This window comes from Thalassomonas sp. M1454 (genome assembly GCF_007097525.1).
GTDB lineage: Bacteria > Pseudomonadota > Gammaproteobacteria > Enterobacterales > Alteromonadaceae > Thalassotalea_A.
The window spans coordinates 1-20,474 of the sequence record NZ_VKDD01000011.1 but is presented as its reverse complement, the minus strand read 5'-3'; the positions used below and the strand labels follow the sequence as shown (position 1 = coordinate 20,474).

At 38.7% G+C, this 20,474-nt stretch carries 12 protein-coding genes, 1 rRNA gene and 1 pseudogene; 5 read left to right on the top strand and 9 right to left on the bottom strand.

Going from position 1 to position 20,474, the window contains the following annotated elements:
- A 5S ribosomal RNA gene (gene rrf, locus FNN08_RS16130) occupies window positions 1-86 on the top strand; the annotation flags it as partial.
- Window positions 87-554: 468 nt separating this feature from the next.
- Here rrf and FNN08_RS16125 read toward each other — a convergent pair.
- From FNN08_RS16125 to FNN08_RS16110, 4 genes are all read right to left on the bottom strand, one after another.
- Window positions 555-2,567 (bottom strand): urocanate hydratase, encoded by a 2,013-nt coding sequence (locus tag FNN08_RS16125; protein WP_143587524.1) that lies wholly within the window; start codon window positions 2,565-2,567, stop codon window positions 555-557.
- A 17-nt stretch (window positions 2,568-2,584) separates the two neighbouring features.
- The gene (gene hutH / locus FNN08_RS16120; RefSeq protein WP_143587523.1) at window positions 2,585-4,087 is read right to left on the bottom strand and encodes a histidine ammonia-lyase; all 1,503 of its coding nucleotides are present in this window, start codon (window positions 4,085-4,087) and stop codon (window positions 2,585-2,587) included.
- Between the two features lie 20 nt (window positions 4,088-4,107).
- Window positions 4,108-4,809, bottom strand: coding sequence for a histidine utilization repressor (hutC, locus tag FNN08_RS16115; protein WP_143587522.1), 702 nt, complete (start codon window positions 4,807-4,809; stop codon window positions 4,108-4,110).
- A 212-nt stretch (window positions 4,810-5,021) separates the two neighbouring features.
- A complete protein-coding gene (locus FNN08_RS16110) occupies window positions 5,022-6,428 on the bottom strand; it encodes a PLP-dependent aminotransferase family protein (RefSeq protein ID WP_143587521.1) in 1,407 nt (468 codons plus the stop codon).
- A 117-nt stretch (window positions 6,429-6,545) separates the two neighbouring features.
- On the opposite strand from FNN08_RS16110, the gene ccoG reads away from it, so the two are divergent.
- From ccoG to FNN08_RS16095, 3 genes are all read left to right on the top strand, one after another.
- The gene (gene ccoG / locus FNN08_RS16105) at window positions 6,546-7,907 is read left to right on the top strand and encodes a cytochrome c oxidase accessory protein CcoG (protein WP_143587520.1); all 1,362 of its coding nucleotides are present in this window, start codon (window positions 6,546-6,548) and stop codon (window positions 7,905-7,907) included.
- 109 nt (window positions 7,908-8,016) lie between these two features.
- Window positions 8,017-9,273: a DUF4056 domain-containing protein gene (locus FNN08_RS16100; RefSeq protein ID WP_143587519.1), complete on the top strand. Its 1,257-nt coding sequence runs from the start codon at window positions 8,017-8,019 to the stop codon at window positions 9,271-9,273.
- Window positions 9,274-9,321: 48 nt separating this feature from the next.
- Window positions 9,322-10,497, top strand: coding sequence for a hypothetical protein (locus FNN08_RS16095; RefSeq protein ID WP_143587518.1), 1,176 nt, complete (start codon window positions 9,322-9,324; stop codon window positions 10,495-10,497).
- A gap of 3 nt (window positions 10,498-10,500) precedes the next feature.
- On the opposite strand, the gene FNN08_RS16415 is transcribed toward FNN08_RS16095, so the two are convergent.
- Genes FNN08_RS16415 through FNN08_RS16085 form a run of 3 tightly spaced genes read right to left on the bottom strand, consistent with a single transcriptional unit; the run spans window position 10,501 to window position 16,001 of the window.
- Window positions 10,501-11,937, bottom strand: a complete 1,437-nt coding sequence (locus FNN08_RS16415; RefSeq protein WP_260679375.1) for a family 16 glycosylhydrolase — start codon at window positions 11,935-11,937, stop codon at window positions 10,501-10,503.
- A gap of 3 nt (window positions 11,938-11,940) precedes the next feature.
- Entirely contained in the window at window positions 11,941-13,776 is a 1,836-nt protein-coding gene (locus FNN08_RS16410) for a glycoside hydrolase family 3 protein (RefSeq protein ID WP_260679374.1), read from the bottom strand.
- Window positions 13,776-16,001 carry a glycoside hydrolase family 3 N-terminal domain-containing protein gene (locus tag FNN08_RS16085; RefSeq protein WP_143587517.1) on the bottom strand — a complete coding sequence of 742 codons (2,226 nt, stop codon included), beginning with the start codon at window positions 15,999-16,001 and terminating at the stop codon, window positions 13,776-13,778. The genes FNN08_RS16410 and FNN08_RS16085 overlap by 1 nt, the downstream gene beginning before the upstream one ends.
- Window positions 16,002-16,299: 298 nt before the next feature.
- Here FNN08_RS16085 and FNN08_RS16080 point away from each other — a divergent pair, with 298 nt between their 5' ends.
- Window positions 16,300-17,805 carry an MFS transporter gene (locus FNN08_RS16080; protein ID WP_143587516.1) on the top strand — a complete coding sequence of 502 codons (1,506 nt, stop codon included), beginning with the start codon at window positions 16,300-16,302 and terminating at the stop codon, window positions 17,803-17,805.
- 70 nt (window positions 17,806-17,875) lie between these two features.
- Here FNN08_RS16080 and FNN08_RS16075 read toward each other — a convergent pair whose 3' ends face one another.
- Together FNN08_RS16075 and FNN08_RS16405 are read right to left on the bottom strand one after the other, a co-directional pair.
- Window positions 17,876-19,792: a prolyl oligopeptidase family serine peptidase gene (locus tag FNN08_RS16075; RefSeq protein ID WP_143587515.1), complete on the bottom strand. Its 1,917-nt coding sequence runs from the start codon at window positions 19,790-19,792 to the stop codon at window positions 17,876-17,878.
- A 121-nt stretch (window positions 19,793-19,913) separates the two neighbouring features.
- Window positions 19,914-20,474: pseudogene (locus tag FNN08_RS16405) on the bottom strand (hypothetical protein); the annotation flags it as partial.

Sequence of the window (20,474 nt, the reverse complement as noted above, 5' to 3'; positions counted from 1 at the left end):
TGATCCCATGCCGAACTCAGAAGTGAAACGCAGTAGCGCCGATGGTAGTGTGGGGGTTCCCATGTGAGAGTAGGTCATCGCTAGGCTCCTATTTCGAAAAGCCCTCTGCTAACGCAGAGGGCTTTTTTCGTATGGAGCCTAGCGAGACCTACTTCGTTGCAGGCAAAACTCTGCGTATCCAATTCAAGCACGCCACTGCCGCAGGAGGTCCCCGATGTCGCTTGAGCTCCTCGAGGATGACGTTCTAAGTAAATTAACATCGCGCATTAATTTTAAAATGAAAACACACCAGAACAGAAAACATTTATAATTATCGCTATATTAGAAAAAATACAACGTCATTCTGTACGAGCCAAAGCGAGATACGGGACCTCCTTAATTGACAGTGTGCTTTTATACAGCTTCCCCTAATTGACAGCGAGCTAATGTAAATAATCTCCCTTATTGACAGGGTCACATGTAACTACACCAGAAGAAATAAAAAAACCGCAGATGTTTTATGCATCTGCGGTTTAGTAAGTTTAGCTTTTTGCTTTTAGCTTTTAGCTTTTAGCTTAAAGCGATAAGTTATCCAAAATATCGTCATCGACTAAATTGGCTAAGGTAACTTTCAATTTAGGCGTTCTTGCCATTTCGCGCTTAATCGCAAAGTTAGCTTCTTCATTTCGTGCCCAACTACGTCTTGCAATACCGTTATTTACATCAAATAAAAGCATTGATTTCAAACGACGTTCAGCATCAGCAGTTCCGTCAAGTAACATACCAAAGCCGCCGTTTGTTACTTCGCCCCAGCCAACACCACCACCATTGTGGATAGATACCCAAGTTGCGCCGCGGAAACTGTCACCAATAACATTGTGAATTGCCATATCGGCAGTAAAGCGACTGCCGTCATAAATGTTTGATGTTTCGCGGTACGGTGAGTCGGTACCACTTACGTCATGGTGGTCACGACCTAATACTACAGGGCCAATCTCTCCGCTATTTATTGCATCGTTAAATGCTTTAGCAATTTCAATTCTACCTTGTGCATCGGCATATAAAATTCGAGCTTGCGAGCCAACGACTAACTTGTTTTGCTTAGCGTCTTTTATCCAGGTTATGTTGTCTTGCATTTGCTGTTGAATTTCTTCTGGCGATTCTTCCATGATCTTGGTAAGTACTTTTGCAGCAATCGCGTCAGTTTTATCTAGATCTTCTGATTTACCAGATGCACATACCCAGCGGAATGGGCCAAAGCCATAGTCGAAACACATAGGTCCAAGAATATCTTGTACGTATGAAGGGTATTTAAAGTCTATACCGTTTTCAGCCATAACATCGCCACCGGCGCGTGAAGCTTCAAGTAAAAAGGCATTGCCGTAGTCAAAGAAATAAGTACCACGAGCGGTGTGCTTATTTACTGCATCAGCATGACGCTTTAACGTTTCTTGTACTTTAACTTTAAATACTTCCGGCTCTTCACGAATTAATCGGTTCGACTCTTCATAACTAATATCTACAGGGTAATAGCCACCTGACCAAGGATTGTGTAAGGACGTTTGGTCTGATCCTAAGTGAACAAAAACATCTTGCTCGTAGAAAGCTTCCCAAACATCAACAATATTACCGATATAAGCAATTGAAACTATTTCTTTATTCTCTTGTGCTTGTTGTACACGCTTAATAAGCTCATCCATATTATCAATAAGTTCATCAACCCAACCTTGCTGATGACGCTTAATAGCTGCTTTTGGGTTTACCTCAGCACATACTGTAATACATTTGGCGATATTACCTGCTTTTGGCTGAGCGCCACTCATACCGCCTAAACCTGCTGTTAAGAAGATCTTGCCTTGCGAGCTTTCATCTTTATTTAGTACCTTACGAAAAGCATTCATTACGGTGATTGTTGTGCCGTGCACAATACCTTGCGGGCCGATATACATAAATGAACCAGCGGTCATTTGACCATACTGAGTAACGCCTAAGGCATTGAATTTTTCCCAGTCATCTGGCTGTGAATAATTTGGGATCATCATACCGTTGGTAACAACTACACGTGGCGCATCTTTTGATGATGGAAACAAACCCATAGGATGACCTGAGTATAAATGTAATGTTTGGTCGCTTTCCATTTCACTCAAGTACTTCATTGCTAATAGGTACTGTGCCCAGTTTTGGAAAACCGCACCATTACCACCGTAGGTAATAAGCTCTTCAGGATGTTGTGCAACAGCCGGATCTAAGTTGTTATCAACCATAAGCATAATCGCTGCTGCTTGCTCACATTTTGCCGGGTAGTCTTTTACCGAACGAGCTTTTAATGCGTAGTTTGGCTTGAAGCGGTACATATAGATACGGCCAAAGTTTTGTAACTCTTGCGCAAATTCTTGTGCTAGCTCTTGGTGCCATTCTTTAGGAAAATAGCGAAGTGCATTTCTAAGTGCGAGCTGCTTTTCATCGCTAGTTAAAATGTCTTTACGCTTAGGTGCACGGTTAGCATCAATCGGGTAAGGCTTAGCACTTGGTAATTCAGTTGGAATACCTTGTTTAATTTGTGCTTGAAAGTCGGTTAAATTTGTCATTGGTAATAGCCCTATAATTAATGTGCAACACTAACGTTAAACGCTTGCGATTTAACTAGTTTGATCATCGCATCGATATCTGGTTTTAACAGTCTATCTTCTTCAAGTTTATCTACCTGAGCGCGGATAATGGCAAAGTTCTCTTCGATGATGTCAGAACATTTATTCGGACGTCTAAATTCAATCGCTTGTGCGGCATACATTAATTCAATGGCAAGAATTTTATCAACATTACCTAATATTTGATTAAGCTGTCTGCCAGAAATACTACCCATAGAAACGTGATCTTCTTGACCCATAGATGTTGGTACACTGTCGGCTGATGGTGGGAAACATAAAGATTTGTTTTCTGTTACTAAGGCGGCAGTTGCATATTGAGGGATCATCATACCTGAGTTTAAACCACCTGCTTTAGTTAAGAGACGCGGTAAACCGTGCAAGCCTTCAAGTAGTAAATAACAACGTCGGTCTGAAATGTTACCCAGCTCTGCTGCAGCAATTGATGCGTAATCTAAAACCATCGCAAGAGGTTGACCGTGAAAACTACCACCAGAAATGGCTTCTTCACTGCTGATCACTATTGGATTATCTGTCACTGAATTCATTTCGATTTCAGCTAGCTCTTTTAAATGATAATAAGCATTACGTGATGCGCCGTGAACTTGTGGAATACATCTTAATGAGTATGGATCTTGTACACGATCACACTCTTCGTGGTCAGCCATATTTTGTGAATCTTTAAAAAAGGCTCTCATACGTGCAGCCACTTCCAAGTTGCCTTTAAAAGCACGAGTTTGATGTAACTCATCTCTAAATGGTGATTCACTACCTTGCATACCTTCAATGCTCATCGCACCGGTTAAATCTGCTAAGTCTAATAAATAACGCATGTGAGTTAATGCAGTGATTGCATGCGATAAAATAAATTGCGTGCCATTGATTAAAGCTAAACCTTCTTTAGCATGCAAATCCATGATCTCTAGACCGTGCTGCTCTAGCACTTCTTTTGCTGGCACAACTTTGCCGTCTTGCCAGAACTCACCTTCGCCAATTAACGGTAAGAATAAATGAGAAAGTGGCGCTAAATCCCCTGATGCACCAACTGAGCCTTGTTCAGGAACTACCGGAATTAAATCAAGTTCGATAAAAGCTAGCATGCGCTGTACAACTTCAAGGCGAATTCCTGAGAAACCGCGGCTTAATGCGTGTACTTTGGTTATTAGCATTAACTTTGAAATACTTTTAGCGATAGGCTCGCCAACACCTACTGCATGAGTGATCAATAGATTTTTTTGTAATAAGTGCGTTTCTGCAGGTGAAATCTGTGTGTCACATAAAGGGCCAAAACCAGTGTTTATGCCATAAACAGGCTCATCTGATGCGGCCATAACTTCAACATTTTGTCGACTTTTATTGATTTGATCTAATGCTTCTTGGCAAAGTTCAGCCTTAATGCTTCCGTCGGCTATGCCATTTACAATATCAAGTTCTAGATGGTCAATACCATATTTAAATGTCATATTGTTTTCCTAAATAATTTCTAAAATTTTAAATGCCCACCAAGGCGATATTTATCACCTGGAGAGGTCAAAATAGCTAAACTTACAACACCTTGGGATGACCAGGTGCGACGCTTAACTTGTAAACATGGTTGCTCGGCTTTAATGGCCAGCAACTTGGCTATTTTTGCTTCGCTTAATACCGCCTCTATTTGATGAGTTGCTTCGGTAAGCGGTGCTTCTTTACTCAAGTACTCATGCGGAGTTAATACCGAAAAGTCTTGTGCAATATAATCAGGTACTAAAGCCGCATTAACGTATCGCTGTTCAAGCTGGATTGGCTGCTGATTTTGCATGTGCAATATTTTTGAAAAATACACAGTATCGCCAATTTCTATATCAAGCTCGGTTGCAATATTCTCATCGGCAATGAGCTTTTCTACGCGAATTTGTTGTGCAGAGTATTGATGCCCAGACTCTGTTACTTCTTCCGCTATATTGCGAATTTCAAGTAAAGATGATTGTGATTTAAAGCTTGCTACAAATGTCCCTGAGCCTTTTGAACGGTTTAAAACACCTTCTTCAGTTAGCTCTTGTAATGCTCTACGGGCGGTCATTCTTGATACGTCAAATTTTGTCGCTAATTCATTTTCAGAAGGTACTCGCTCTAATTCAGACCAGATACCAGATTCAATCTGCTTAAAAATAAACTGCTTAATTTGCGTAAACTTTGGTGTTGTCATCATATTCCCTAAATGAAAATCAAATCTGTATATACAACTTTGAGGCGCTAATATCTCACAAACAAGATGATGCTTCAAGTTGTATATACAAATTTAAAGAAGAGGGAAATGATGTAATGAAACTTATAAAAGGAAATTCTTTAATTTAAACAATACTTATACCATTTTTATTGGTTATGTGATCAATGAGTAGAAACTCAATGGGATTGCGATTAACTATTTTTTATTAGCTGACCCAAACGTTTTATCGCTTTCTCTCTTTTACCTACTGTTGCATGATTAAAGCTTAAACGAATGTAGTTTTGGTAAAAATTAGCACTTGAAAATAACACCCCTGGCGTAATTACGATATTGTCTTTAATGGTTTCTTGATAAAGCTTTACAGTATCAAGGTTGGCATCAAGTTCAAGCCAAAGGGCAATACCTCCCTGTGGAACTGTATAGCGAATTTGCCTAGGCCAATATTTAGTTAAGGCTATTAGCAATTGCTCGCGTTGATGCTCAAGAGTCCTAGTAAAGTAGTCTAAGTGCCTTCTATAACCACCCGAACTAATAAAGCTCGCCAAGCCTTGTTGCTGTGTTTGGCAACTTGCTAATTGACTGGTTAACTTTAAACGCACCACATCGTTATGCCAGCGACCTGCCGCAATCCAACCAATGCGCAAATCTCGAGATAATGACTTTGAAAATGAACTACACAAGATAACTCTTTGTTGTGTATCTAGAGCTTTTATAGGTGTGACGACTTTGGCAAAACTGAGTTCTCCGTAGATATCATCCTCAATTACTGCAAAGTCATGGCTATTGGCTAAGTTTATGAGTTGTTTTTTCGCGGCATCAGGCATGGTTGCACCGGTAGGAGTTGCAAAAGTAGGGGTAACAATACAGGCCTTTATTTGCCAATTAGACAGGGCTTTTTCTAGCTCTAGTGGATCTAAACCTGTTACCGAGGAAGCTGATACTTCGATTACATTTAACTTTAACTGTTCTAAAAGTTGTAAAACACCATAAAAAGCTGGGCTTTCAACTGCAACATTGTCACCAGGTTTACAGGTAACTAATAAAGCTAAAAATAAAGAATGTTGGCAGCCTGAGGTAATACAAAAATCATCAACATTAAGTGTTAATTCACGCATACGATAACGATCTTTGATCTGTTGACGTAGGCTTGCTAAACCAAGAGGAGAATCGTAATACATTGACTTATTATGAACGCTATCTCTTAACGCTCGGCTGAGGTGGCGGTTTAACTCTACTAGATGAGTTGATGGTTGCTGCTGCGTTGCTTTGGGTAAAATATCAAACGCAGCACTGCGAGCCATAATGTCATAAAAAATAGCAGGTACAGATACTTCATTGGGAACTAATTTAGGATAAAGTTGTTTTGGTACCTTAGCTTCTTTGGCGGTAATACAGACAAAATAACCCACTTGCGGTCGAGCTTCGATAAGTGCTTTTTTCTCTAATTCCATCAAAGCACGTATGACAGTGTTTTTCGATACGTCATGCTGCTTAGCTAAGGATCTTATTGAAGGCAATTTATCACCGGGCAATAAAATTCCATCACTAATTTTAGCTGAAAAAAAATGCACTAAGTCTTGGTAAATATGAATGCTCATGAACGCACCTTAGATAAAACTGTACCCATTGTAATTTAATTTATTGTCACTGTCTGTACCCTTGAGATCAAATTAAAATAAGCGCAATTTTAGTTATCTCATCATTAGGTCGTGCACATGCACAAATCAACAAAGAACTCCGGCGCAGTAATTTTTCAAACCAGTAATATCGACAGTAAAGTTTTTGTGAGAGAGCAAAAGGGATTTTTTCAAAGGATCAGGCGCTCATTAGGTTGGACTCTAATGATACTGTTTATGGTTATTCCTTTTATTCAATACCAAGGTGAACAGGCCATATTATTTGATTTAGAAGTGCAAAAGCTAAATTTATTCTCGCTCGTTTTATACCCGCAAGATTTATTTATTTTTGTTTTACTTTTAATGTTTGCAGCCTTTGCTCTGTTTTATGTTTCAAATAAATATGGCCGAATATGGTGTGGTTATACTTGTCCGCAAACAATCTGGACCATGATGTACTTATGGGTAGAACATAGAGTTGAAGGTAACCGCCAAGCTAGGATCAAGCTTGAAAAAATGCCTTATGGTATTAAGAAAATTACCACCAAATTTATTAAGCATGCTATTTGGTTATTAATTGCTGTTATTACCGCAGCAGTGTTTATGTCTTACTTTGTACCCGCGCATCAGCTCTACATAGATTTAATAACCTTTAATTCATCAAGTTTAGTTAACTTTTGGGTGATTTTCTTTGCTATGTGTACATACATCAATGCGGGTTGGATCAGAGAAAAAATGTGTGAACATATGTGCCCATATTCTCGTTTTCAATCGGTTATGTTTAACAGTAATACTAAGGTGATTACATACGATACTAAACGTGGAGAGCAACGCGGACCAAGAAAAATCAATAAAGAAAAACCTGAGCATTTAGGTGATTGTGTTGACTGTAATTTATGCGTGCAGGTTTGTCCTGTTGGCATAGATATTCGTAATGGCTTGCAATATGAGTGTATTAGTTGCGGTTTATGTATTGATGCGTGTGACCAAACCATGGATAAATTTTCATATCCTCGCGGGTTAATAAAATACAGCGCTATAAATGAGCATGCGCCTAGTAAAGCAATCAACTATGGTTACGCTCTGATCATGACTGTTATAACTGTGCTTTCAATATTATGGATAATTAATCGGAGTGAATTTGAAGTATCGGTGATTAAAGATCGGAATGTTTTGTACCGTGAAACTTTTGATAATACGATTGAAAACACCTTCCAAATGAAGCTATTTAATAAAAGTAAGCAGGATGCAGTCTTTAATGTTGAGCTTTCAGGTTTGCAAGGTTTTACTCTACAAGAGACGCAGCCAATAAAAGTACCAGCACAAGAGCGAACTATTGTTATGGTTACCGTTATATCTCCTGAAAATTATGATCAAAAGTTTACTGATTTTGAATTTGTTTTGCAGGAAGTTAAAACTCAGAGCGAATTAACAAGCAAAACAACTTTTCATGGACCTTAGTGTTTTTTAGCTAAAACTTTAGTCGTGTAATTTACTTTAAATTTGACACTGTCTACGTTTGTTCATAATACTATTAATATATAATTATGAACAAACAGTAGAATACTTAATGAACCGTAAATTTACATTTTTACTTTTAGCCTTAATGCCAAGCTTTGTTTGTTACGCCGGGTGGGAAATGCGCGCAGAGCCAAACCCTAGCTCGGTAAGCGTAGCTTTGCAATCTGAGCCAAATAGTGATGAGTTAAGTAGCTTACATTTAAAAGGCTATCCAAGTATTGAGATGCCTAAAACAGTTCGACCATGTTGTTCTTTTGGTAATGATCAACCGGTTGAAATAGCAGATTTACCCATTCCATTCTTTCGATATGCGAACACTGTCGGGATCGAAGATATTGGCCCTCATGGCTATGATGCCGGCACACTAAGTTTAAAGCAGTCAACGCCGGTGAGTATTCCTGATAAAGAAAATAACGGGCAAATGTATACTATGCGTGGTGGTTTTATTGATTTTGCTCACGTAAGAGATACTGCTGATAATACCGTAGCTTTGTTTTATCAAATTTATCCTTTGCTCGGCAGTGATGCACGCATTCCTTTACCTAAGGAAATAGGGCAACGTTATATTCAACTTAATAAGTTTGACACCACTAAATACACACCATTGCAGCGTTGGCATATTAGTGCATTTTTAGCCGCTAAAATGGCTTTTTCTATGGCCGAAGCCCACGAAATAGCACAGTGGCATGGTTATCGTAGTTGGGCACATTGGCCTGAATATGTTTCCGCATTTTCACCAGAAGATTTATATTCAAATATGTTAGGCGCTAAGGTGGCATTAGCTTTATTGGCAAATAACTTAGCCATGACTGAAGAGCTCTACAGTCAGCATATGGGTAATTGGTTGATTGATACTGTAAAAGCATTACAACCAGTTACTAAAGATCAAACTAATTTCTTATTTAAAGTAACTGACGGTCATTGGTGGGATTCTTCTAAGCCACTACCAAAAAAATACATGCTGTTAAAGCGTGACTATCAACTAGGGCACACTCGTAAGCCTCATTTAATACCGGCAGAGTTATTAACTAAGCATAAAGATTTATTAGGTTTAGATATAAACGATTTCGCTAATGCGCAACCGGTAACACTTGCATTACCCGATGAAATTGAAGGAATTGAGTTTGATACTATTGCTCAGCAATGGTTGATGATAGATGCAAAATTCAAAGCGAGTTTTAACCATATACCGGCACAAGTTTGGCAAAATGGTTTTAATAATTTCCAGTTTAAAAAAATAGCTCTACTTGATAAAAAACAAGATATACTCGAGCTACAAAAATTAAAACAGTCTGCACTTGATTAAATCAGTACAGCAAATTATAAGTCACTTGTTTTAGGATCATTCTCCCCCATGTTTAAACGCATCTTGCCATTATTTATTGGCACACTATTTAGCAGCTTGAGCTATGCATCATCACCGACCTATGTAACTGTGGAAGAAGCAAAAGCTTATCAAGCTCAGCAGGAACTGCCTGAGATAAGTAAGCAATTTAACTTACTAATTAGTGACTTCACTAAGCAACTACAAACTTATCAAGCGAATAAGCAAGGCAGCCAAAAATTAACCGCTTTAGTTATATCTACTGCCGAACAACTATGGCAGCAAGCAATTAGTCACTTACAAACTAAACAAACATTTGACGATAGAGCTCTTTATTGGGGACGATTACAACTCGCAACTGTGTTGCGTACATCGCCTGCGTTTCATTATTTAAATAAGCAAGAACAATCAGAGCTGATGTTTCAATTTGAACTTGCTAGTCGAGGTAATAATGATGTTAGCTTTACTAAAAATACGGATAAAAAAATACTGCTAACTGGTTTTGACCCATTCTTTTTACATCGTAATATAGCGCAAAGTAATCCATCAGGTATCGCTGCCATGACGTTTGATGGCATGGTTGTTGAACATAATGGTGTTACTGCTGAAATTCAAACCTTAATGGTTCCTGTGCGTTTTAGTGATTTTGACCAAGGTATGATTGAAACAATGCTAACCCCGGTATTTAAATCAAACGATATTGATATGATCACTACGGTGAGTATGGGGCGCAGCGACTTTGATTTAGAGCGTTTTCCTGGTTTACGTCGAAGTAGTGTTGCTCCTGGAAATTTAGGGGTATATACCGGTGCCAATAGTAAAAATCCTTTGATACCTTATTTGCATGATAAGTTACTTACAGGTCCTGAATTTGTTGAATTTAGCTTACCTATAACAGCGATGAAGCAAGCCAAAGGCAAATATAAGATTAATGATAACCGAAGTGTGGAAACTTTAGAGCAAGGCAAATTTGACGCAACAAGTTTAGCTCAATTAGATAATCAAACTGCAGTGCAAGGTGGCGGTGGGGGATATCTGTCTAATGAGATCTCTTATCGTAGTATATTATTGCGTGATAAATATCAGCCACAATTACCGGTTGGCCATATCCATACACCAAGAATCAAAGAATGGAAAAAACAAGAGGTTACCGATATTGTTGAGCAAATTAAAACAATGCTTACGCAATCAATATCGGCTCTTTAGTTATCACTGCAAACGCTTTCTAAATAACAATATAAATGTGGCAGCTAAGCTAAATAATAGACTGCCACCACTGCTGCTTTCATCTTGAGTGTCATTAATTTCGACAGCTTCTACTGTTTCAGTGATTACTGGGTAAATCACCTGTGAAACCGTTGCCGTATCAGTTAAGTTACCATCACTTACTTCTACTTCAAAAGTTAAGTTTGTTTGCTCGCTAACTTCTGGTGCTATAAAATTCACTGAACTACTCGTGTGATTTATTAGTTCAACGCTAATACCTGCAGTTTGCTGCCAAAAAAACTGTAATAAATCTTCATCCGCATCAGTGGACTGTCCTGCATTAAGGGCAACATACTCTCCTGGATAAATTTTGTTAGGGTCAGCTTCTGCTATAGCTACAGGCGCTTGGTTTGGCTCTATAGGAGTAGTTGGATTAGTTGGAGTCGTTGGCGCTTCTGGTTGTTGCTCTATAACACAACCATCACTATCTACATTGCTATTTATTGGAGTAGCAGGGCACAAGTCATTGTCATTAGTAACTCCGTCATTATCATCATCGAGAGGTATTGTATTTCCGGCTCCGGGTGTAGTTTCATCACAGTAAGCAGCAGAATTTGATTCATCGCTGATACAATGGGCAACGTAATCAACTTCCATAGTTGCTGTGGTCAAACTTGGATCAATGCTACCACCTAAATTACCACCCATAGCTACATTTAATAAAATAAACATAGGCTCTTTATATTGAGCACATGAGCTTACATTTTGTGTGGTAACTAAAGTGTCATCAACATAAAAACGAATACTGTTTTCATCCCATTCCATTGCGTACTTATGCCAATTTAAAACATCAGCTCCACCATTAGGATAGTTATATCTTACTTCGCTACCACAGCCATTCGTGTTAAAAAAGTTAGTAATGTATGTGTTTGGTTGGTTTGAAAACCATTCCCATACGTCGATTTCTCCAGCTCCAGGGTTTGGCCAATTAACAAAGTCATTATCGTTCTTTTTAGGATGCTCAGCGATACGATTTTCAAGCATCCAGAAAGCTGGCCATGTGCCACCTTCTAAATTATGAAATCTAATTCGTGATTCTATGCGACCATATAAAAACTCAGCTTTGTCTTTGCTGTTAATCCTGCCTGATGTCCAACTTTTTTGAGCGCCGCCTAATCCAGGACAATTAATGGCTTGCTTACGAGCGATAATTTTTAATGTGCCATCAGAAACCTCAAAATTTTTATCTTGCGAGCTTTCATCATCGGTGTAACATTGCACTTCGTTGTTATAATTTGCTTGTATTTGCGCAGTCCAATTACTCCAATTAACCGAGTCGCCTGCAAATGTATCAATCCACTGAACTTGCCAACCAGCATAAGTTGGTACTGAAGTTAATAGTGCAATCAAAAATATAGATTTAGATAATTTAAAATTCAAAATTTATCCCTTAAGCTTGTTGTAAGTTAAACCATAGCCACATGGAAATAGTGTGCTGTAGTTATTTTTATTAGTACTTTTTATTTTTTGATTTGGCCATGGAAAAGCTAACTTGCCTTGAAAGTCATATTCTCCAAACAGTAAATCACTCACACCTGCACCTTCAGAGCCTGGAAGCCAGGCGCTGATGAATGCGTTAGATGCGTCTAATTCTTTATTTACCACCATAGGTCTACCTGAAACGAGTACTGTTACCACTGGTAAGCCAGCAGCTTTCAGGCTGTTGATGGTTTGTAGGTCTTCAGGATGAAGTTTACTTAGCTCTAGAGTTTTACCGTAGGGCTTAATAATATTCATTTCACCATTAATTAACGAGCCACTCTCAACCACAATGTTGTTATCTGCGCGTAAATCTCCCATACCTTCCGCATAGGGGTATTCGCCGATCACAGCAATTGCAACATCAAAGTCTTTTGCTTGCTTAATTAAGTCATTTGGCTCAGTTATTAATTGGCAATTTTCTACTTCTTGCTTAATTCCTTGCCATATAGAACTGCCACCACCAATGAATTCATTATCGCGAACTCCTTGCCAATCTATGGTAAAACCACCACATTGATGACCAATATTATTAGCACTTTTGCCTGTAACTAAAATATTTAACTCTTTGTTGAGAGGTAATAAATCGCCATCATTTTTTAATAACACCAGTGATTTTCTTACCGCTTGTTTGGCTAATTCTCTATGTTCAACACTACCAAAACTTGCACAATTGGTTGTTACTCGCTGTTTTGGCGCAACCGCATCAAACAAACCCACCTTATATTTGGTGGTTAAAATTCTTCGAACCGCGTCGTTAATTCGTTCAATTGGCACAGTACCTAATTCAATATGGTTATGTAGGTGATCAATAAACTCATGAAAGTTTTTCGGTAACATAAACATATCAAGGCCTGCGTTGACAGCGAGACCAATTGATTTATAGAAATCATTAGATAAGTAATCGATGGCGCTCATATCAGATAATACAAAACCTGAAAATTTCAGCTGATTTTTCAAAACATCTGTGATCAAATATTTATGACCATGACATTTATCTCCATTCCAGCTACTAAACGAGGCCATTATGGTTAGAGCTCCGCTTTCAATAGCAGCCTTAAATGGTGGTAGGTGAGTTTGTTCTAACTCACTCCAGCTGGCAATTGTATCCCCTTGGTCTATACCATATGAGGTACCGCCATCAGCAATCCAGTGTTTAACACAAGCAGTTATATTCGCATTTAAAGGGTTTTGTTGCATGCCTTCTATAATACTTTCACTGTACTTGGTAACTAATTCTGGCGATTGTGCAAAGCTTTCATAAACTCTACCCCAATGATAATCTTGGGCAATCGCTAAGTTAGGCGAAAACACCCAATCTATGCCACTGGCAAGAACCTCTTTAGTGGTAACTTGGGCAATTTGCTTTACTAATTCAGCATCATTAGCGGCCCCTAATCCAATATTGTGAGGGAATATAGTTGCTCCCTTAATGTTGTTGTGGCCATGAACAGCATCAACTCCATACATGATAGGAATAGGAAGATGCTCTTGGTCAGCAATAATAGATGCTTGCCAATATTGTTCAGCCATTTCTACCCAATCATTGAGTAGATTATCTTCAGGGCTCGAGCCTGCACCACTAAGTACAGAGCCTATATGATATTTTTTGACATCGTCAGGCGAGCAAAGCGAGCGCTCTACTTGGATCATTTGCCCTATTTTTTGCTCTACCGACATACAATTAAGTAGGTCATCTACTTTGTTGTCGATTATCAATTGTTGTTTTTTAGTCGACACTAGTGCTCTTCCTCTAAGCTAAAACTAGCCATCAATTGGGCTTCACAGTTGCCGCCAATCCATAATAAAAATTCACCTGGCTCGGCGTTAAACCGCATGTTTCTATCAAAGAAAGCTAAATCTTTGGTATCTAGGGTAAATGTTACTGTTTTAGTTTCCCCTGCCTTAATGTGCACTCGTTCAAACCCTTTTAATTCTTTTACTGGGCGAGTTACGCTGCCTACTAAATCACGAAGGTAAAGTTGTACGATTTCATCTGCGTCTATGTCACCAGTATTTAACACTTCAACAGTTACTTTAAGTGGTTGATTAAATTTTAATTTGTCTGTGCTAAGTAATAAATTTTGATATTTAAAGTGGGTATAAGAAAGACCAAAACCAAACGGGAATAATGGCGAAAAATGCGTATCTAGATGGGTCGCCGCCATGCCTAATGATGTTTGCGGCGCTCGTTGTGGTATATCATCCATATGTACATACATGTCCTGACTCGCCGGTTTTCCAGTATGTTTGTGCGCATAATACATTGGGATTTGGCCAACATTACGTGGGAATGTAACAGGTAATTTTCCTGAAGGTGATTGCTTACCAAAGAGTAAGTCGGCTATGGCAGGGCCACCCATGGTCCCTGGATGCCAAGCGTAGAGAACACTATCAACTTTATCTATTATATTCGTTAAGGTAAGTGGGCGTCCTGCCATCACAACCAAAATGATAGGGGTGTTAGTTTTGGCTATAGCTTCGATTAACTGCTCTTGGCAGCCGGGTAAGTCTATATTGGAACGGCAATGAGCCTCACCAGATAAAATAGATTCTTCACCTAAAAATAATATCGCTACATCAGATTTTTCAGCAGTTGCGACAGCATTGGTAAAATATTGAGTGTCTTTACTACGAGTATTACTCAGCGCTTGCTCGAAATGAATTTCGGCATCGCCATTCACTACATCTTTAATTGCGTCTAAGCAGTTTTTGCTGTCTTTACCTTCACCATCAAAAATCCACGTACCTAACTGCTCGTAGCCATCGTTTGCCAGTGGCCCAATAACAGCAATCGAATTGGTTTTGTTTAGGTTTATAGGTAAAGTGTTTGCTGAGTTTTTTAGTAATACACAGCTCTGTAAGGCTGACTGTTTGGCGATAGCTAAATGTTGTTGGTTTAATACCTTGGGTAAATCATCTTGATTAGTAAATGGGTTTTCAAAAAGTCCTAATTTAAATTTAACCGTAAGGATGTTGGCAACCATAGTGTTAATTTGAGCAATAATGAGCTTGCCATCAGCAATTAAATCCTCAATATGATTTTGATAAGTTGAGCTGACCATTTCCATATCAATGCCCGCATTAACCGCCTCATAAGCTGACTGTTTATCGTCTTGAGTAAAGCCATGCACACTTAGTTGTCTTATTGAGTCCCAATCACTTACCACAAACCCTTGGTATTGCCATTCTTTCCTTAATACTTGCTTCATAAGCCACTCGTTACCTGAAGCAGGGACGCCGTTCAGGTCACTAAAGGAAGCCATAAATGTGGCAACACCTGCATCTGCTACTGCTTTAAAAGGCGGGAGGTAAACGTTACGTAGCTCATTTTCAGGAATATTTGCAGTATTATAATCACGACCACTTTCAGATGCGCCATAGCCAGCAAAATGCTTCGCACATGCTGCAATCGAACCTTTATCTTTTAAAGAGTTACCTTGAAAGCCTTGTACCATAGCAACGCCAAGTACTGAACTTAAAAACGGGTCTTCGCCAAAACTTTCTGCAATTCGGCCCCAGCGAGGATCGCGGCTAATATCTATCATTGGCGCAAAGGTCCAATTGATGCCTCGAGTTTTGGCCTCAATAGCTGCAACTTTTGCACCTTGCTTAACTAAGTCTTTTGACCAACTTGCTGCTTGCCCTAGTGGTATTGGCATTATGGTCTTAAAACCATGGATAACGTCTCGACCAATCAGTAAGGGAATTCCTAACCTAGTTTCATTAACGGCAATATGCTGCAATTGATTAACTACGTTTACATCAACTTCATTAAGAACTGAACCAACTTTACCTGCTTTAACTGCTTCGGCTAGGTCTGGTGATATAAAACCTTCATTGCCTGAAAATTGACTCATTTGGCCAATTTTTTCTGATAAAGTCATTGCTGATAAAAGCTGTTGTACTTTTTGTTCTTCCTCAGAAAAGGACTGATGCAAATGTTGGACGTTATTTAGTGACATTAAATCCCCTAAAACATTGACTTTAACTTTCGAAATTAAAGTAACGGTTTATTATTTTTCATTATCTATTTAAAAAAATTGCTGATTTTGAGCATATACCTACACAATTTTTTCTCAATAGAAATAAGTTCAAGTGGACTTGTACTAAGGTGACTTGGCTTCGGTTTTATTTATTATTTTATGGTGACCGCTTCATCGCTTTTAACTCCCCGTTTCACCGTTTTTGTATTGTCTAGCGCTTATTTATATATAAGGTCAATGGATTGTTGAGCAAAAATAGTGCAGGAAATTTAGAGTTATGGAGAATGCTACACATTATCAAACCGCTGCTGAAGATAAGGTTTCGATTGTTCAAAAGTTTATCTATGGTTTAGGCGCGTTAACCAATAATCTTTTAGGTGCTGCAATTGGTACTATGATTATTGTGCTGAACTTGGGACTAGGAATGAACCCTGCTTTAGTTGGCCTACTTGCTTCTCTACCTCGCTTAACCGACGCAATTACTGACCCATTAATGGGCTATATTTCAGACCATACTAAATCTAGGTGGGGTAGACGTAGACCTTATATATTCGGTGGAGCAATCGCTTCAGGTATTATTTTCATCTTACTTTGGCAATTACCGACAGATCAAAGTGAAACATTCTTATTTTGGGCATTCCTAGCTGGTTCAATAGTTTTTTATCTTGCTTATACCGTATTTGCCACGCCTTGGGTTGCACTGGGATACGAATTAACCCCTGATTACCACGAACGTACCCGGGTAATGGCTGTACAAAACTTTATGGGCCAGTTTGCTTGGTTAATAGCGCCTTGGTTTTTATGGTTTATGCAATCGGATGTTTATTTTGAAGATATGGTCGAAGGTGCTGGTTGGTTAGCTGTAATTATTGGCCTTTTCACTATTTGTGTTGGTATTTTACCTGCGATATTTTTGAAAGAGCGCTTTAGTAATAATGACAGTGAAGAAACTAAACAGCATAAAGCTAAAAGTGCACAAGCCGAAGAGTTCCCAGCAAGTATTGGAGATTTTGTTAGAGGTTTCTTAACTACCATTAAATTTAAACCATTTTTGTATTTATGTGCGGCAACATTCCTAGTTTTTAATGGCTTTATGCTAGTTTCATCTTTTCAAACTTACGTGATTATTTACTATGTATTTGGCGGCGATCAATCACTTGGCGCAGAGTATGCTGGTTGGTCAGGTACCGTGTCAGCAGTAGCTACGTTTTGTGTCATATTTATCGCCAGTAAGCTGTCTACTGTTATAGGTAAACGTAAAGCCTTCTTTGTGATGATAAGCCTTTCAATATTCGGGTTTGCGCTTAAGTGGGTATGCTACAGTCCTGAGCAACCTTTATTGCTATTAATTCCACCAGTATTTATTGCTTGTGGTTTAGGCAGTTTATTTACCTTAATGCCATCAATGGTTGCCGATGTATGTGATATGGATGAGCTAGAAACCAGTCAACGCCGTGAAGGTATGTTTGGGTCAATCTATTGGTGGGTGGTAAAACTAGGCATGGCATTAGCGTTAGCTGCTGGCGGTTTCTTATTAAATGCGACAGGTTTCGATGTTGCTTTAGCAGGCGACCAAACAGCGCAAACGATTTTCTTAATGCGTCTATTTGATGTGATTATTCCAATCGTAACCTCTGCTATCGCTATTTGGATGATAGTTAAATACCCAATCGATGAAGCATTCGCTCGCGATGTAAGGGAAAAGCTTGAACGCAAGCGTGGTAGTGGTGCTAGTACAGTAGATAAGGCTAGCGATTTAGATGCGTGTGTAGCGACAAGTTAGAAAATTATTTCAGTAATAAAATGCAATTAATGAGGCTATGATTAAATTCAAGCCTCATTAATTATTAAGTTTAGGCTGATAAATGAGCCTTGAGGAATTTTGCAATTTCTTGTAGAGCTTTCAATCGATTTTCTCCATTACTTAAATAATGGTCACCTTTTTTAAGTTCGATAAAAGTAACGTTTTTATTCAGATCTTTTAGTTCATCATACATATCTTCAGATTGTGCAATGGATACTATTTGATCATATTCTCCGTGAATAAGTAATATCGGTGCAATGACTTTATTTACGTGATTAATAGGTGAAATTAATTCCAATTGCTCACTTTTTTCCTTATCACTAATTACTACCTTATCCCAATAAGCAACAACCCAGTGATCGCTTCCATATTTATACTTATCCCTATCTAACATTTCCTCAACATCGGCAACACCATTAATTGAAATGGCACATTTGTACATTTCAGGAGTAAAGGTGACTCCTGCGAGTGCAGCATATCCACCGTAACTTGCGCCAACAATACAGACATTGTTCTTATCAATTAACCCTTGCTTAGCATAATGGTTTACTGCATCGGTTAAATCATCTTGCATTTTTTGCCCCCATTCTCCTCGTCCTTTAAATAAGTGCGATGGACCAAAACCTGAGGAGCCACGAAACTGTGGTTGAATAACAACGTAACCTTGTTCGGCAAAAAACTGACTCATCCAATCAAAGCCTATTCTGTCATAAGACTCTGGGCCACCATGGGGTAACAATATTGCCGGTAAATTTTTACCTTTACTGTTTTTAGGGAGGGTTAGAAGAGTGGGAATATTTAGGTTATCTCGTGCCGAAAAATTATCTTCTTGCATTGGATGCACTGCTTCAGGTGGTACATCTGGTCGACTACTGCCTAGAAATGATAAAGCACCATTTTGATAAAACACATAGTCACCAGCGCTTTGTTCTCCATCCATATAAAACACTATACTGTTCCAGTCTTTACTGTAATCTACAATATTAAAAGTGTTGTTAGGAAGAGCTTTGTTTATGCCACGCATACGCGCATTCAGCTTTTTATCAAAAAACTCATAGCTTGGCTTAAAGCCTGAATATTTAACCCCATGTACAACTCGCTGCAGGTCTTGTAGGGTATTTTCTACATCCTTATCTTCATGGCTGAAGATAGCCTCTGATATTGTTCCGTCGTTCAGTGACATGGTGTAATATGCCCATCGGCCATGATCATTTTCAGCGTCGAGTACGACTAAATTTTTATAGTCAGGTGTTAATCCAGTAAAGCCTTTACTTCGTATCTCTGTTTCTTGACGAAAGACTTCCTGCCAATTACCATCAATGTAAGATTCTACTCTGTGTAAATTATCACTCTCATTAAAACGTTCTCTGGCGATTACTTCACCTTTATCATTTAAGAAAAAATCAATGGTGTCACTCGTACCGCGTTTATGTATTCGAGGCTTTCTTTTCTTTTCTAAATCCACCCTGTATAAATGATAAGACCCGGCATTTTTATAAGCGGGCATATAAGCATATTTTTTATCTTCTGAGACGCCAATAATTTTTCCTAAACGAGTTTGGCCCTTATAAATCCCATATCCTGCGGTTAGTAATTGGTGGATTTTATTTGTTGATAAATTAAAAGCGAATGCAGCACTGATTTCATATTTTCCTAAAAAACCCGAAATTTTTTTAGTATCTGAAGCGACTAAAATGAGTTTATCATCACTAACAAAGTAAGCGTTGTTGGGGTTTAAGCCATTGATGTTAACTGCATTTACTATGGCATTTTTTGCTATATCAACAACGACTATTAGATCTTTACCATTACTCGTATCTCTATATGCCATTAATTGCGCATTTGGGGATATGACCATAAGACTTTTAGATGGTAGTTTACCGTAGGCTTCGAGTGGCACTGTCGCCATAGATTGAGTCGAATAAAAAAAGAGTATTATGGCAATACTCAGCAAAATTTTCTGCATCTTGTCTTCCTTGATTAGTTTAATACTTACAATACCTTAACAAAGTGTTTTGTACAAATGGGCAATAAAAAACCGATGACAAGTCATCGGTTTTTAATGGTTGATTTATTAAGTTTATTGATTATTCAAAATACAGGTTATCAATATAAATCGTACCGCCAGTGTGATTTTGAGCATCAAATTTGAACTGGAATACATCCGTTAAATCAACGACACCATCAAATGTAGTTAATGGAATATCAACACTCTGCCAGCCGCCTTGAGTGGCTGTAACTGTGTAGGCTACTTCGTTACCTGGGCTAATAAGAAATACATCAAATGCCGTTGCATCAGCTGTCCAATAATCAAGGTGTAAAGTCGTTTTACCTGAAACATCTTGAGAGTCATATTGTATACCTTGATAGTTTAAGCCAGCCATTTTAAGCGTGCTATTACCCTCAATGCTCTCTACTGTAGTTACCGTCGCTTGACCCCAGTTAGGGTTAGTATCTACACCTGTAACTTGCGTATAGCCATCACTGAATACAGAAATCACATCAGCATCCGCAGCCGTTGGTGCTGGCGCAGCCGTAACTGGTGCACTTGGTGCTGGATCAACCACAAGGTTACCGAAATACAAGTTATCAATATAAATTGTACCACCAGCATGATTTTGAGCGTCAAACTTAAACTGGAATACAGC

What these genes read in the sequence shown, in the direction of transcription:
- FNN08_RS16125 (WP_143587524.1), bottom strand. Translation starts at nt 2,567, where the DNA reads ATGACAAATTTAACCGACTTTCAAGCACAAATTAAACAAGGTATTCCA.
- hutH (WP_143587523.1), bottom strand. Translation starts at nt 4,087, where the DNA reads ATGACATTTAAATATGGTATTGACCATCTAGAACTTGATATTGTAAAT.
- hutC (WP_143587522.1), bottom strand. Translation starts at nt 4,809, where the DNA reads ATGACAACACCAAAGTTTACGCAAATTAAGCAGTTTATTTTTAAGCAG.
- FNN08_RS16110 (WP_143587521.1), bottom strand. Translation starts at nt 6,428, where the DNA reads ATGAGCATTCATATTTACCAAGACTTAGTGCATTTTTTTTCAGCTAAA.
- ccoG (WP_143587520.1), top strand. Translation starts at nt 6,546, where the DNA reads ATGCACAAATCAACAAAGAACTCCGGCGCAGTAATTTTTCAAACCAGT.
- FNN08_RS16100 (WP_143587519.1), top strand. Translation starts at nt 8,017, where the DNA reads ATGAACCGTAAATTTACATTTTTACTTTTAGCCTTAATGCCAAGCTTT.
- FNN08_RS16095 (WP_143587518.1), top strand. Translation starts at nt 9,322, where the DNA reads ATGTTTAAACGCATCTTGCCATTATTTATTGGCACACTATTTAGCAGC.
- FNN08_RS16085 (WP_143587517.1), bottom strand. Translation starts at nt 16,001, where the DNA reads ATGTCACTAAATAACGTCCAACATTTGCATCAGTCCTTTTCTGAGGAA.
- FNN08_RS16080 (WP_143587516.1), top strand. Translation starts at nt 16,300, where the DNA reads ATGGAGAATGCTACACATTATCAAACCGCTGCTGAAGATAAGGTTTCG.
- FNN08_RS16075 (WP_143587515.1), bottom strand. Translation starts at nt 19,792, where the DNA reads ATGCAGAAAATTTTGCTGAGTATTGCCATAATACTCTTTTTTTATTCG.